Source organism: Streptomyces sp. NPDC037203 (assembly GCF_055605065.1).
In genome coordinates this window covers 187,777-202,324 of sequence record NZ_JBVJUC010000006.1, presented here as the reverse complement: position 1 = coordinate 202,324, position 14,548 = coordinate 187,777, and the positions used below count along the sequence as shown (strand labels likewise).

At 73.6% G+C, this 14,548-nt stretch carries 12 protein-coding genes; 1 reads left to right on the top strand and 11 read right to left on the bottom strand.

The features are described from left to right. Positions 1-68 precede the first annotated feature (68 nt). Both ACZ7EC_RS19225 and pdxH read right to left on the bottom strand, forming a co-directional pair. Positions 69-488 (bottom strand): GNAT family N-acetyltransferase, encoded by a 420-nt coding sequence (locus tag ACZ7EC_RS19225; protein ID WP_471063978.1) that lies wholly within the window; start codon positions 486-488, stop codon positions 69-71. A 447-nt stretch (positions 489-935) separates the two neighbouring features. Then, positions 936-1,622, bottom strand: a complete 687-nt coding sequence (pdxH, locus tag ACZ7EC_RS19220) for a pyridoxamine 5'-phosphate oxidase (RefSeq protein ID WP_471063976.1) — start codon at positions 1,620-1,622, stop codon at positions 936-938. A 131-nt stretch (positions 1,623-1,753) separates the two neighbouring features. On the opposite strand from pdxH, the gene ACZ7EC_RS19215 reads away from it, so the two are divergent. Continuing rightward, positions 1,754-2,854 (top strand): citrate synthase 2, encoded by a 1,101-nt coding sequence (locus ACZ7EC_RS19215; protein ID WP_471063974.1) that lies wholly within the window; start codon positions 1,754-1,756, stop codon positions 2,852-2,854. Positions 2,855-3,040: 186 nt separating this feature from the next. Here the strand turns inward: ACZ7EC_RS19215 and ACZ7EC_RS19210 are convergent, their stop codons facing one another. The 9 genes from ACZ7EC_RS19210 to ACZ7EC_RS19170 all read right to left on the bottom strand — a co-directional run bounded on the left by ACZ7EC_RS19210 (position 3,041) and on the right by ACZ7EC_RS19170 (position 14,484). Continuing rightward, a complete protein-coding gene (locus ACZ7EC_RS19210; RefSeq protein WP_471063972.1) occupies positions 3,041-4,072 on the bottom strand; it encodes an isopenicillin N synthase family dioxygenase in 1,032 nt (343 codons plus the stop codon). A 295-nt stretch (positions 4,073-4,367) separates the two neighbouring features. Next, positions 4,368-4,994 carry a TetR/AcrR family transcriptional regulator gene (locus tag ACZ7EC_RS19205; RefSeq protein ID WP_471063970.1) on the bottom strand — a complete coding sequence of 209 codons (627 nt, stop codon included), beginning with the start codon at positions 4,992-4,994 and terminating at the stop codon, positions 4,368-4,370. A gap of 4 nt (positions 4,995-4,998) precedes the next feature. After that, on the bottom strand, positions 4,999-5,736 hold the full coding sequence (locus ACZ7EC_RS19200; RefSeq protein WP_471063969.1) for an enoyl-CoA hydratase family protein: 738 nt from the start codon (positions 5,734-5,736) through the stop codon (positions 4,999-5,001). 140 nt (positions 5,737-5,876) lie between these two features. Beyond that, entirely contained in the window at positions 5,877-7,037 is a 1,161-nt protein-coding gene (locus ACZ7EC_RS19195; protein WP_471063967.1) for an acyl-CoA dehydrogenase family protein, read from the bottom strand. 84 nt (positions 7,038-7,121) lie between these two features. Beyond that, positions 7,122-8,963, bottom strand: a complete 1,842-nt coding sequence (locus tag ACZ7EC_RS19190) for an acetyl/propionyl/methylcrotonyl-CoA carboxylase subunit alpha (protein ID WP_471063965.1) — start codon at positions 8,961-8,963, stop codon at positions 7,122-7,124. Positions 8,964-8,968: 5 nt separating this feature from the next. Next, on the bottom strand, positions 8,969-10,567 hold the full coding sequence (locus ACZ7EC_RS19185; RefSeq protein WP_471063963.1) for an acyl-CoA carboxylase subunit beta: 1,599 nt from the start codon (positions 10,565-10,567) through the stop codon (positions 8,969-8,971). After that, the gene (locus ACZ7EC_RS19180) at positions 10,564-12,240 is read right to left on the bottom strand and encodes an acyclic terpene utilization AtuA family protein (protein WP_471063962.1); all 1,677 of its coding nucleotides are present in this window, start codon (positions 12,238-12,240) and stop codon (positions 10,564-10,566) included. The genes ACZ7EC_RS19185 and ACZ7EC_RS19180 overlap by 4 nt, the downstream gene beginning before the upstream one ends. Then, on the bottom strand, positions 12,237-13,094 hold the full coding sequence (locus ACZ7EC_RS19175) for a TIGR03084 family metal-binding protein (RefSeq protein WP_471063960.1): 858 nt from the start codon (positions 13,092-13,094) through the stop codon (positions 12,237-12,239). Before ACZ7EC_RS19175 ends, ACZ7EC_RS19180 begins: the two co-directional genes overlap by 4 nt. A gap of 178 nt (positions 13,095-13,272) precedes the next feature. Beyond that, on the bottom strand, positions 13,273-14,484 hold the full coding sequence (locus ACZ7EC_RS19170; RefSeq protein WP_471063958.1) for a hypothetical protein: 1,212 nt from the start codon (positions 14,482-14,484) through the stop codon (positions 13,273-13,275). Between the last annotated feature and the right edge of the window lie 64 nt (positions 14,485-14,548).

The following is a 14,548-nucleotide window of genomic DNA, read 5'->3' as shown; positions in this document are numbered from 1 at the left end:
CCGCTCACTGCCCTCATTCAACTCGAACGTGACGCAGCCCACATCCTGTTCCGTCAAGATGGAGGGATTCAATCCCCGCGTTCCGTGACCAGAAGTCGCAGGTCGACCCATTCGTCCCGCTCTCCGTCCAGCACGTAGCGCTCGACCTCCGCGAAGCCCCGCCGCAGGGCGAACCGCAGTCCGTCCTCGTTCGCCGCCAGCACACAGGTCTCCACGACGCCCGCCCCCAGCGAGCGGGCCCGGTCCAGCGCGTTCCCGTAGATCACCGTCCCGAACCCCCGGCGCCGGAACTCGGGCAGCACCCGCGCGATCACGGTCGCCACCCCCTCCTCGCCCACCGGCGGCCGCACGGTCGAGCAGCCCACGAGGACGTCACCGGCGTACGCGTTGTCCAGCAGGTACCGCTCTCTGCGCACCCGCGCCTGCGCCGGTGACATCGCGGCGGGCGGCACCACGGCGTTGTGCACGAGCCGCCACTGCTCCAGCATGGCGTCGCTTACGACCGGGGCCGTCCGGAGTGCGGGCGCACCGGGGAGGCCGGGCAGGTCAGGAAGATCGGGAAGAGGAGTCACAGCGACCAGTCCTACCACCGATGCGGCTCGTCCATTCGGGCGAGCCGGCGGCGGTCCGGGGGCGTTCCGGGCGCTCCGGCCGAAGACGCGGAAAAAACAGTTGAGCCCGCCCCGGCCGGTTCCTACGCTGTAGGCACACGGAAGGGAGGTGGTTCGGCGAATGTATGCATACCGGACGCGTGAGGTGGCTGCGGGCTAGCGGCTCGTCACCACGCTCAGTGCGGTGCCGGACCGGCACGTGAAAGATACGTGCAGCCGGCCCAATCCCAAGCAGTCACCCGACCCGCGGGCTGCCGGTACGTCCGGCCGGCTCCTCCCCGGAGGAACCCAGCCCGCGGGTCGTCTGCGTTCTCCCGGAGGGCCTCAGGGGCTGAGGCGCTCGACCTGCCAGCCGCCGTCCGGGCGCGCGGTGTAGCGCAGTCGGTCGTGCAGGCGGTTCTCCCGGCCCTGCCAGAACTCGACGGTCTGCGGTACGACGCGGAAGCCGCCCCAGTGCGGCGGCACCGGCACCCGTTCGCCCTCGGGATAGCGGGCCGCCAACGCGGCGTACGCGGCGTCCAGTTCGGCGCGCGAGGCGATCACCGTGGACTGGGCGCTGGCCCAGGCGCCCAGCTGGGAGCCGTGCGGCCGGGTGCGGAAGTAGGCCGCGGTCTCGTCCCGCCCGGTGCGCCGGACCCCGCCCGTGACGATGACCTGCCGGGCCAGCGGATGCCAGGGGAAGAGGAGCGAGACGTGCGGGTTCACCGTCAGGTCCCGGCCCTTGCGGGAGTCGTAGTTCGTGTAGAAGACGAAGCCCTCGGTGTCGAACTGCTTCATCAGCACGGTGCGTGAGCTGGGCCGCCCCTCGGCGTCCGCCGTGGCGACGACCATGGCGTTCGGCTCGTAGAGCGTGCCGTGGAGGGCCGCTCGGGCCGCATCCTCGAACCAGCGTGCGAACTGGTCCATGGGGTGCGTGGCGAGGTCCTGTTCGGCGAGTCCGTCGGCCCGGTACTGCTTGCGCATCGCGGCGGGGTCGAGGACGGGATCCAGGAGTGGTTCGCGGTCGGTCACGCGGTCATCTTGCCGTATCTAATGGGCCTGGCCCCCTCTGTCGTCAAGTCTCTCCCCGCGCGAGATACGGGGTTATCGTGCTGGTGCCAGGCCCGTTCGAAACCCGCGCCGCCCAGCCGAGGAGCCGCCTGATGTCCGACTTCGTACCCGGACTCGAGGGAGTCGTAGCGTTCGAGACGGAGATCGCCGAACCGGACAAGGAGGGCGGTGCCCTGCGCTACCGGGGCGTCGACATCGAGGACCTGGTCGGCCATGTCTCCTTCGGCAATGTGTGGGGCCTGCTGGTCGACGGCTCCTTCAACCCCGGCCTGCCGCCCGCCGAGCCCTTCCCCATCCCGGTCCACTCCGGCGACATCCGCGTGGACGTGCAGTCCGCGCTCGCGATGCTCGCCCCCGTCTGGGGACTGAAGCCGCTGCTCGACATCGATGTGCGGCAGGCGCGCGAGGACCTGGCGCGGGCCGCCGTCATGGCCCTGTCGTACGTCGCCCAGTCCGCGCGCGGGCAGGGCCTGGCGATGGTGCCGCAGCGGGAGATCGACAAGGCCGGGTCGGTCGTGGAGCGGTTCATGATCCGCTGGCGCGGGGAGCCGGACCCCCGGCATGTCGCCGCGGTCGACGCGTACTGGACGTCGGCCGCGGAGCACGGCATGAACGCGTCCACGTTCACCGCGCGGGTCATCGCCTCCACCGGCGCGGATGTCGCCGCCGCCCTCTCCGGCGCCGTCGGCGCGATGTCCGGCCCGCTGCACGGGGGCGCGCCCTCGCGGGTGCTCGGGATGATCGAGGAGATCGAGCGCACCGGGGACGCGGAGGGATATGTGAAGCGGGCCCTGGACCGGGGCGAGCGGCTCATGGGGTTCGGGCACCGGGTGTACCGGGCCGAGGACCCGCGGGCGCGGGTGCTGCGGCGCACGGCGCGGGAGTTGGCGGCGCCGAGGTTCGAGGTGGCGGAGGCGCTGGAGAAGGCGGCGCTGGAGGAGCTGCACAACCGCAGGCCGGACCGGGTGCTGGCCACGAACGTGGAGTTCTGGGCGGCGATCATGCTGGACTTCGCGGAGGTGCCGGCGCACATGTTCACGTCCATGTTCACGTGCGCGCGTACGGCGGGCTGGTCGGCGCACATCCTCGAACAGAAGCGGACGGGGCGCTTGGTGCGGCCGAGTGCGCGGTACGTGGGGCCGGGGCCGCGGCGGCCGCAGGACATCGAGGGGTACGCGGACATCGCCCGGTAGCGGGGGCGGAGCGGCCCGGCCGCGCGGGCGGCCGCGGGACCGCCGTGCCGGGGGGGGGGGGGGGGGGGGGGGGGGGGGGGGGGGGGGGGGGGGGGAGGGGGGGGGGGGGGGGGGGGGAAAGGGGGGGGGGGGGGGGGGGAAGGACCCACACCCCCCCCCCCCCCCCCGCCCCGTGGGGGATGCCGTCTAGGCCGGGGTCAGGAGACTCCCGTGATGGCGCTCCGCCACCAGCGGGTGGGCCCGCAGCTTGCCCTTCAGCTCGTTGTAGCCGTACTCGGCGAACAGGGGGTTGGTCGGATCGGTGGTGACGCCGGGGGCCCGGGTGGCGTGCGGGAAGGGGAGCGGGGCGACCTTTCCGTCCAGGCGGGGGTTGTAGAAGAACGGGATCGAGAAGCGTTCCGTCGCTCCGGGCGGGCTGACCACGCGGTGGTTGGTGGCGAGGAGGTAGCCGTTGGTGGCGACCTCCAGGAGTTCGCCGAGGTTGACGACGAAGGCGTCCTCGAGCGGCGGCACGTCGTGGAAGCGGCCGTCCTCGCGCTGGACCTGGAGGCCGCCCACGGAGTCCTGGAGGAGCAGGGTGAGGAAGCCGTAGTCCTTGTGCGCGCCGACGCCCTGGTCCGCGCCGTCGCCCGCGCTGCCGGGGTAGCGGACCAGCTTGAGGTGCGGATGGGCCTGGTCGCCGAAGATCGGGTCGTAGAAGTCGGCGGGAGCGCCGATGGCGGTCAGCAGCTCGTGCAGCAGGCGCTGGGCGACCGCGCTGAGCCGGTCGATCCAGGCGAGGGCCGCGGTGCGCAGCTCGGGCAGGGCGGCCGGCCACTGGTTGGGGCCCTGGAGCCACCAGTACGGCGGTTCGCCGGGGCCGGGCACCCGCGCGGGGCGCTCGGCGCCGATGTCGAGCTGGTCGCGCCAGTCGCGGGCGCCGCCGGTGCGCTCGTCGCCGGTGCGTGTGTAGCCGCGGAAATGCGGGGAGTTGACGTTGTCCAGCGCCAGCCGGTCGGCCTCCGGGAGCTCGAAGAAGGCGCGCATGGCGCTGATCAGCGCGTCGGTCTCGGCCCTGGTCACGCCGTGCCCGACCAGTTGGAAGAAGCCGACGTCGTGCGCGGCGCCGTGCAACTGGGCGTGGAGCAGGGCCCGGCTGCGGGGGCCGCGGTCGGCGGCGGAGAGGTCGATGACGGGCAGCTGGTCGTACGACGCGGTCGTCGCGGTGTGCGAGGTCATGGTGTGTCCGCAGGGTGTACGGGGCACGGGCGGCCGCAGGGGTACGCGGCCCCCTGGATGCCGGAAAAGTGAGAGAACGCGGGACGCGGAGCGCGCCGGGGGCTGGATCAGGCGGCGTGGCGCCGACAGCCCATGCTCGTGACGCGCACGTAGTCCACGTGGCGGCGTCGGACGAGCATCGGAAGCATGCGCCCAGAGTACTGCGCGTACCGCGATAGGGATGTGGCGCGGCTCACTCCGCCACCGCGGCCGGGCCGCCGGCGGGTGCGCGGCCCGCGCGGCCGGGCCGGGCGGCTCAGCCGAGCGCGGTCTCCACCAGGGCCGCCCACTGGGCCACGACGCGTTCGCGGCGGGCCGTGTCGTCGGTGAGGACGTTGGCGAGGCCGAGGCCGCGGGCCATGTCGAGGAGGCCCTGGACGGTCTCGCGGACGCCGGGCCGGGACTCGTCGGCGCGCAGCAGGTCGACGGCGATGTGATGCGTCTCGCGGCCGACGCGGGCCTCCAACTCGGTGACCCGGCCGCGCAGTTGCTCCTCGTTGGAGGCGGCCACCCACAGCTGGAGGGCGGCCCGGAAGAGGGGACCGGTGTAGAGGTCGACCAGGGCGGTGACGACGGCCCGGCGATCGCCCTGCGCGCCGTGCGGGAACAGCTCGCGCAGCGCGCTGGAGCGCTCCTCGGCGACGTACTCGACGGCCGCGGTGAACAGGTCCTCGCGGGTCGGGAAGTGGTGCTGGGCGGCGCCCCGCGAGACGCCGGCGCGTTCGGCGACGACGGCCACCGTGGAGCCCGCCCAGCCGTGTTCGGCGAGACAGAAGACGGCGGCCTCCAGCAGCCGCTGCCGGGTGGCCCGGCTGCGGTCCTGCTTGGGCCGCCGGTCGCGGTCCGCCCGTGGCCCGCGGGCGCGGTCCGCCGTCGTACTCATCTGGTCACACCGTCCATGCCGGATCCCGTTTCTCCAGGAAGGCCGTCATCCCCTCCCGTGCCTGGTCGGAGGCGAACAGGCGGGCCGAGAGCGCGGTCAGGGCGGCCGCGTCCCGGTCGAATGTTTCCAGCACCCTAGCCGTGAGCAGCCGTTTCGTCTCCGCCAGGGCCTCGGGAGCGGAGCGGCGCAGCCCGTCGAGGACGGGCGCGAGGGCCTCGTCCACGTCCTCGGCGGCGGCCGTGAGCAGCCCGGTGCGCACGGCCTCGGCGGGGCCGAACCGCTCGCCGGTGAGGTAGTAGCGGGCCAGGGCGCGCGGGTCGGTGCGCGGCAGCAGCGGCAGCGAGATCACCGCGGGGGCCACCCCGATGCGCACCTCGGTGAAGGCGAAGGTGGCCGCCGCGCCGGAGAAGGCCAGGTCGCAGGCGGCGAGCAGGCCGAGGCCGCCCGCGCGGACGTGCCCGGTGACCCGGCCCAGCACCGGCTTGGGCAGCTCGACGAGTCGGCGCAGCAGGGCGACCAGCGCGTCCGGGTGCGGCGGTTCGCGCAGGTCCGCGCCGGCCGAGAAGGTGGTGCCGGTGTGGGTGAGGACGACGGCCCGTACGTCCGGGTCCGCGCCGCACTCGGCCAGCGCGTCGGCGAGGGCGGCGACCAGGCTCGCGGACAGCGCGTTGCGGGTGCCGGTGGCGTCCAGGCTGAGGGTCTCGACGCCGCGAGTGCGCGCGCGCCCGATGGTCGTGGTCATATGCGCTCCCTGGACTGGTGGCGCCGCGGGATCGTCCCGGCGGCGGGGCGTGGCCCGGCACGGCTGCGCGGACGGGCGGTCTCGACGGGCGGGACACGTGCGTACTCACTGCGGAACACGGTTGCTCCAAGCGGCGCGGCTCAGTACGACTTGGGCAGGCCCAGGCTCTGGTGGGAGACGTAGTTGAGGATCATCTCCCGGCTCACCGGGGCGATACGGGCCACGCGCGCGGCCGTGATCAGCGAGGCGAGCCCGTACTCGCGGGTGAGGCCGTTGCCGCCGAGGGTGTGCACGGCCTGGTCGACGGCCCTCACGCAGGCCTCCCCGGCCGCGTACTTGGCCATGTTGGCGGCCTCGCCCGCGCCGATGTCGTCGCCCGCGTCGTAGAGGTGGGCCGCCTTCTGCATCATCAGCCGGGCCAGCTCCAGGTCGATGTGGGCCTGTGCGAGGGGGTGGGCTATCGCCTGGTGGGCGCCGATGGGTGTCTTCCAGACCGTGCGGTCGCGGGCGTACTCGATGGCCCGGCCGAGCGCGTACCGGCCCATCCCGATGGCGAACGCGGCCGTCATGACGCGCTCCGGGTTGAGGCCCGCGAACAGTTGGAGCAGCCCGGCGTCCTCGTCGCCGACGAGTGCGTCGGCGGGCAGCCGTACGTCGTCCAGGACCAGCTCGAACTGCTTCTCGGCGGCCTTGAGTTCCATGTCGATCGGCCGCTTCTGGAAGCCGGGCGCGTCCGTCGGCACGATGAAGAGGCAGGGCTTGAGGCGGCCGGTGCGGGCGTCCTCGGTGCGGCCGACGATCAGCACCGCGTCGGCCATGTCCACGCCGGAGATGAACACCTTGCGGCCGGTGAGCAGCCAGTCGGCGCCGTCGCGGCGGGCGGTGGTGGTGATGCGGTGGCTGTTGGAGCCGGCGTCGGGTTCGGTGATGCCGAAGGCCATGAGCCTGGTGCCGTCGGCGAGGCCGGGGAGCCAGGCCCGTTTCTGCGCGTCGGTGCCGAAGCGAGCGATCACGGTGCCGCAGATGGCGGGGGACACGACGAGCATCAGGAGCGGGGAGCCGGCGGCTCCCAACTCCTCCAGGACGATGGACAGTTCGCTGATGCCGCCGCCTCCGCCGCCGTATGCCTCCGGCAGGTTGACGCCGAGATAGCCCAGCTTCCCGGCCTCCGACCAGAGTTCGGTGAGGGGTTTGCCCTCGGCGAGGGTGCGGGTGAGGTAGTCGCGGCCGTAGCGGGCTCCGAGGGCGCCGACGGCCGAGCGCAGGGCCTTGTGTTCTTCGGATTCGACGAGGGTGGTCATGCGATTCCTCCGGGTGCGGGTTGTGTGTGGTTGCTCGCGCTCACGCGGCGGTGGCCGCCGCCCTTCGATACGGCCCCCCGCCCCTCAGTCCGGCCGCACCACTGCCAGCAGCAGGCCGGGCTCCACCTGTTGTCCCGGCTTGGCGTGCAGCGCGGTCAGGGTTCCCGCGGCGGGGGCCGAGATCCGGTGCTGCATCTTCATCGCCTCCAGCCAGATCAGGGGCTGCCCGGCGGTGACCGCCGCGCCCTCTGCCAGGCCCTCGGCGACCCGTACGACCGTGCCGGGCATCGGCGCCACCAGGGAGCCCTCAGCGAGCTGGGCGGCGGGATCGGGAAAGCGGGGCAGCGCGACGAGCCGCTCGGCGTTGACATACACCTCGTCGCCGTACCGCGCCACCGCGAACGAACGCCGTACGCCGTCCACTTCGAGGACGATCGTGTCCGCGTCGGCGCGTACGACCCGCACCCCGTCGGCGTCGGGGCCCCGCCGCGTGTGCCGGTACCGCGCCTCGGCCTCCTCCCCCGCCACCGCGTACCGCTTGACCTGGTCCTGCGACGGCACGTTGCGCCAGCCGCCGAAGCGGGAGCGGCCGTGGGAGTCGGCGAGGGCGGCGGCGAGCGGGGCGAGGGGGTCGGCGGCGGGTGCCGTGAGGGCCGGGAGGTGGCGGTCGTAGAACCCGGTGTCCATGCGGGCGGAGGTGAACTCCTCGTGGCGCAGGGAGCGGACGAGCAGGTCGCGGTTGGTGGCGGGGCCGTGGATCACCGCCGATTCCAGGGCGCCCGCGAGCCGGCGGATCGCCTCCGTCCGGGTCGGGGCGTGGGCGACGAGCTTGGCGAGCATCGGGTCGTAGTGGACGCCGATGGGGTCGCCGTCGGTGTACCCGGTGTCGAGGCGGACGCCGGGCGGGACGGCGAGCCGGTGCAGGGTGCCGGTCTGCGGGGCCCAGTCGCGGGCGGGGTCCTCGGCGTACAGGCGGACCTCGACCGCGTGGCCGCGCGGGGCCGGCGGGTCCGGCTCCAGGGCGTGGCCCTCGGCGACGCGGATCTGCTCGGCGACGAGGTCGAGCCCGAACACTGCTTCCGTCACAGGGTGTTCGACCTGGAGGCGGGTGTTCATCTCCAGGAAGTGCGCGCGGCCCCCGGCGACCAGGAACTCGACGGTGCCCGCGCCGACGTAGGAGACGGCCCGCGCGGCCCGTACCGCCAGCGTCCGCAGCTCCCGTGCCAGGCGCTCGGGCAGGCCGGGCGCCGGGGCCTCCTCGATCACCTTCTGGTGGCGGCGCTGGAGGGAGCAGTCGCGGGTGCCGAGCGGCCAGACGGTGCCGTGGGTGTCGGCGAGGATCTGCACTTCGACGTGGCGGCCGTTCTCGATATACGGCTCCACGAACACCTCGCCGTCCCCGAAGGCGCTCGCGGCCTCGGCGCGCGCCCCTTCCAGGGCGTCCCGGAGCTCGTCCAGGCGGCGTACGATCCGCATCCCGCGCCCTCCGCCGCCCGCCGCCGCCTTCACCAGCACCGGCAGGTCCCCCTCGGTGACCTCCTCCAGGGGTTCCAGGCCCAGCAGCCGCTTGGCGCGCGTCTTGGAGGCCATGGCCTCGATGGCCTCGGGGGACGGCCCGATCCAGGTCAGCCCGGCGTCCACGACCGCGCGGGCGAAGTCCGGGTTCTCGGAGAGGAAGCCGTAACCGGGGTGCACGGCGTCCGCGCCGGCGGCGAGGGCGGCCCGCACGATCAGGTCGCCGCGCAGATAGGTGTCGGCGGGCGCCGCGCCCGGCAGTCGTACCGCCGCGTCCGCCCGGCGGGTGTGCAGCGCCTGCGCGTCGGCGTCCGAGTACACGGCGACCGTACGAATGCCCAGGTCGGCGCAGGTGCGGAAGATGCGGCAGGCGATCTCGCCGCGGTTGGCGACCAGCAGTGTCTGGATCATGGACCTCACATCCGGAAGACGCCGAAGCCGCCGCGCGCGCCCTCGTAGGGGGCGGTGTGGATCGCGGAGAGGCACAGGCCGAGGACGGTGCGGGTGTCGCGCGGGTCGATGACGCCGTCGTCGTACAGCCGCCCGGACAGGAACATCGGCAGCGACTCGGACTCGATCTGCTGCTCCACCATGGCGCGCAGGGCGGCGTCCGCGTCCTCGTCGTAGGGCTGTCCCTTGGCCGCCGCCGACTGCCGGGCGACGATCGACAGCACGCCCGCGAGCTGCTGCGGGCCCATGACCGCGGATTTCGCGCTGGGCCAGGCGAACAGGAAGCGCGGGTCGTAGGCGCGGCCGCACATCCCGTAGTGGCCGGCCCCGTAGGAGGCGCCCATGAGGACGGACAGGTGCGGCACGCGGGAGTTGGACACCGCATTGATCATCATCGCGCCGTGTTTGATGATCCCGCCCTGCTCGTACTCCCGGCCGACCATGTAGCCGGTGGTGTTGTGCAGGAAGACCAGCGGGATGTCGCGCTGGTTGGCGAGCTGGATGAACTGGGCGGCCTTCTGCGACTCGGCGCTGAACAGCACGCCCTGCGCGTTGGCGAGGATGCCGACGGGGTAGCCGTGCAGCGCCGCCCAGCCGGTCACCAGGCTGGTGCCGTACATCGGTTTGAACTCGTCGAAGTCGGAGCCGTCCACGATCCGGGCGACGACCTCGCGCGGATCGAAAGGGATCTTGAGGTCGCCGGGAACGATGCCGAGCAGCTCCTCCGGGTCGTGCTCGGGCGGCTTCGCCGGTCCCGGATCGGGGTGCGCCTTGCGGTGGTTGAGCCGCGCGACCACGCGCCGCGCCTGCCGCAGGGCGTCCCGCTCGTCCACGGCGAAGTAGTCGGCGAGCCCGGAGACGCGGGCGTGCATCTCGGCACCGCCCAGGGACTCGTCGTCGCTCTCCTCACCGGTGGCCATCTTCACCAGCGGCGGGCCGCCGAGGAACACCTTCGCCCGCTCCTTGACCATGATCACGTGGTCGGACATGCCGGGTATGTAGGCGCCGCCGGCCGTGGAGTTGCCGAAGACGACGGCCACGGTCGGAATGCCGGCGGCCGAAAGCCGGGTGAGATCACGGAAGATGGCGCCGCCGGGGATGAAGATCTCCTTCTGCGAGGGCAGATCGGCGCCGCCCGACTCCACCAGGCTGATGCAGGGCAGCCGGTTGGCGAGCGCGATGTCGTTGGCGCGCAGGGCCTTCTTCAGGCTCCAGGGATTGCTGGCACCGCCGCGCACGGTCGGGTCGTTGGCGGTGATCAGGCACTCCACGCCCGCGACCACGCCGATGCCGGTGACGAGCGAGGCGCCGACGGCGTACTCGCTGCCCCAGGCGGCCAGCGGGGACAGCTCCAGGAACGGGGTGTCCGGGTCGAGAAGCAGCTCGATGCGCTCGCGGGCGAGCAACTTGCCGCGCTCGCGGTGCCGTTGGACGTACTTCTCGCCACCGCCCGCGAGCGCCTTGGCGTGCTCGTCCGCCAGTTCCGCGAGTTTGCCGAGCATGGCCTCGCGGTGGGCGGTGTAGTCGGGGTGGTGGGTGTCCAGGGCCGTGTCGAGGACGGTCACAGCAGGGCCTCCGGGATGTCCAGGTGGCGGGAGCGCAGCCATTCGCCGAGGGCCTTGGCCTGCGGATCGAAGCGGTGCCGGGAGGCGACGCCGGCGCCGAGGATGCCGGTGACGACGAAGTTCAGGGCGCGCAGTGCGGGCAGGACGTGGCGGGTGACGGGCAGGTCGCGGCTCTCGGGGATCAGCTCCCGGAACCGGTCGGCGGTCAGCTCGTGCGCGAGCCACCGCCACGCCTCGTCGGTACGGGCCCACACCCCCACGTTGGCGTTCCAGCCCTTGTCCCCGCTGCGGGCTCCGGCGACCAGGCCGAGGGGGGCGCGGCGGGTGGCCCCCGGCGGGAGCGGTTCGGGCAGGTCGGAGGGTGGTGCCTTCGCCAGGGGCCGGGTCTGCGGGGGCGGGGGCACCCGTACGGGGCTCCCGTCGGGGAGTACGGCCGTGTGGGCCACGCCCTCCTGGGGCACGTACGCGTCCTCGAAGATCCCGTAGGGTTCGCCCCTGCCGGGCGGGGCGAGCACATGGAAGCCGGGGTAGCTGGCGAGCGCCAGCTCGATGGCCGCCCCGCTGAGCGCCCGCCCCACCACCCGCTGGTCCGGGTCCCGTACGACGAGACGCAGCAGGGCGCTGGCGGTCTCCTCGGTGGCGGCGTCCGGACGGTCGGTGCGGACGAGCTCCCAACCGACGTGGGCAGGGGGCGCCTTCGCCAGTTCCGGCGCCAACTGCTCCTTGACGAGTGCCGCCTTTTCCTCGACATCGAGCCCGGTGAGCACGAAGACGACCTCGTTGCGGAAGCCCCCGAGCTTGCTGAGCCCCACCTTCAGGGCCGGCGGGGGCGCCTCCCCGCGCACCCCTTCGATCCGCACCCGGTCGGGGCCGTCCTGGCTGAGCCGGGCGCTGTCGAGCCGGGCGGTGACATCGGGCCCGGCGTACCGGGCGCCCCCGGTCTCGTACAGCAGCTGCGCGGTGACGGTGCCGACGTCCACGAACCCGCCGGTGCCGGGGTGCTTGGTGATGACGCTGCTGCCGTCGGCGTGGATCTCGGCGAGCGGGAAACCGGGCCGCCGTACGTCGCCCTCCCGGAAGAACGCGTAGTTCCCGCCGGTGGCCTGCGTCCCGCACTCCAGCACGTGCCCGGCGACGACGGCCCCGGCGAGCTTGTCGAACTCCCCCTGCGTCCAGCCGAAATGGGCGGCCGCGGGCCCGGTGACGAGGGCCGCGTCGGTCACCCGCCCGGTGACGACGATGTCCGCGCCGGCCCGCAGGCACGCGGCGATGCCGAACCCGCCGAGGTAGGCGTGGGCGGCGAGGGTGCCGGGGTGGTCGGCGGTCAGGTCGTCGCCCTCGACATGGGCGACGCGCAGGGGTATGCCGAGCCGGCGGCCCAACTCGGTTATGTGCGCGGCCAGTCCGGCGGGGTCGAGTCCGCCCGCGTTGGTGACGATCCGCACCCCGCGCTCCCGGACCAGTCCGAGGCACTCCTCCAGCTGGCGCGGGAAGGTGCGGGCGTATCCGGCGCCGGGGTCCTTCAGCCGGTCGCGGGCGAGGATCAGCATGGTGAGTTCGGCGAGGTAGTCGCCGGTGAGGACGTCGAGTTCGCCGCCGGTGAGCATCTCGCGCAGGGCGTCGAAGCGGTCGCCGTAGAAGCCGGAGAAGTTGCCTATGCGCAGGGGGGTCACCGGTCGGACCCCTCCGCCGGACCGGCCATCCCCTCCGCCGGACCGGCCATCCCCTCCGCCGGGCCGGCCGCGGGCTTCGGCTTCCGGCCGCTTCCCGGTGGGCCCGCGAACGCCTGGGCGATGTCCAGCCAGCGGTCCGCGTCCGGGCCCTCGGCGGTCAGAGCGAGGTCGTCGCGGTGGGCGCGCTGGGTGACGAGGAGGCAGAAGTCCAGGGCCGGTCCGGTGACGCGTTGCGGGGCGTCTTCGGGGCCGTAGTCCCACACCGTGCCGCCGGGGGCGGTGAGCAGGACGCGGAACTGCTGGGCGGGCGGGGTCAGTCCGTGGACCGTGTAGGCGAAGTCCCGTGTGCGGAGGCCGAGTCGGGCGATGTGGGCGAGGCGGTCCGTCGGGGCGGGGGTGACGCCGAGCGCGTCGGCGACGTCCAGGCCGTGCGCCCACGTCTCCATCAGGCGGGCGGTGGCCATGGAGGCGACGGCCATGGGCGGCCCGAACCAGGGGAAACGGGCGCCGGGTCCGGCCGCGCGCAGGGCCAGGTCGAGGGCGTCGCGCCCGGACCGCCAGGCCGCGAGGAGTTCCGCGGGCGGCAGCCCGGCGCCCTCCCCGGCGCCCTCGTCCACGAAGGAGTCGCCCTGAGCGCGGGCCTTGCCGACCAGCGCGCGGAACGCGTCCGGATCGGTGGCGGCGGCCAGCGCCGCGCGGTCGGTCCAGGCGAGGTGGGCGATCTGGTGGGCGACGGTCCAGCCGGGCGCGGGGGTGGCGAGCGCCCACTGATCGGGCGTCAACCGGGCGACGAGCCGGTCCAGTTCGTCGCTCTCGGCACGCAGGTCGTCGATGACGGGCGTCGGGTCGGCCATGGGGGGAGCATGGCAGCGGGGCCGGAAACAATCAAGCGTGCTTGCATGATTTATTGCGCCGACCTTGCCCGGCCGGAGCCAGGCTCGCGGACAGGGTCGGGGGCGGGGGTGGCCGGGGTTTTCGGGGTGGGCCGAGGGTGCGCGGGTCGGGGGCGCGTCCGGGTTCACGCGTCCGGGTTCAGCCCAGGAGTGAGGCGAGCGTCCCGGTGAAGGAGTCCGCCGAGTACTCGGCGTGCGCGCGGATCCGGTCGGCCACGGCGGCCGCTCCCCCGCCCTCCACCAGCCGGACGATCCGCTCGGTCCGCCGCTCGTGCCCCTCGGGGCTGTCGGCGACGGCCGGGAGGTAGAAGTCGGCCGCGTCGTACGCCATGTGCAGCACGTGCTTCTTCACGTCGGCGAGGGTCAGGTAGTCACGGTCGGTCGTCGGCACCGGTTCGGGCCTGCCGACGCAGACCACCGGGGTGCCGGCGCCCCAGGCGTTGACGCACAGGTGGTAGGTGTCGGTGATGACGAGGCGGTAGCGGGGCAGGACGCCGAGCAGATCGCCGACGGTGGGGGCGCCGGGGCGGACCGGGAGGTGGCCGACCCGCTGCGGGACGTCCCCCTCGAACCAGGGGAGCCACTCCAGGGGCGCCCCCAGCCGCTCCGCGAGCCCCTGGCAGTAACCGGGCAGCCAGTCGGGGATCTTCGTCCGGGCGCCGAGGAACACCCCGATCGCGCCGCCCTCCGGGAGGTCCTGGGACCAGGGGGTGACCGGGAGGAAGTCGAGGTCGCCGGGGCGGTTCAGCAGGGCCGCGTCGGAACCGAAGTGGTCGGTCGTACGGTCCCCGCGCAGATGCCCGAGCTTGGCCGCCGACAGCGGATCGCGCACCCAGATCCGGCGGCTGCGCGTCATCAGCCGCGTGAACAGGGGCCCGTACTCCTTGTCGTCGTAGTCCGACTGCGTGTTGTGCAGGATCGTGCCGCCGTAGCCGAGGGTGCGGTCGAGCAGGTCGTCGGGCTGGTCGGCGAGCAGCAGGGTCCGGTTGAGCAGGGCACGGGCGGCGCCCCGGTCCTTCACGAGCCCGTAGTCGAGGAGCCGGTTGGAGGCGTCCTGGGTGAGGTAGTGCCGGGCGTGCAGGAAGTCGCCCCAGAAGACGACGGCGTCGTACTCGCGCAGGCTGTCCGCCTCGTCGATCAACGACCGGAACCGGAAGGGCAGTTCCGCCCCGCGCACGCCCTCCCGCAGACCCCGCAGCGGCACGGTCTGCGGCAGGTGCAGCGTGTACCAGCTCGCCTCGAAGCCGCCCCCCATCCGCCGCCGCATCGCCTCGAAGGCCAGGTCGACGGTCAGCATCCCGGTGTTGCGGTAGCCGATGTTGGGCGCGGTGATGACGGCGACACGTGCCATGCGTTCCTGATCCCCTGCCTGTTGCCGACGCCTCGTCCGGCGCCATGGACCCCTTCCCGTCAAC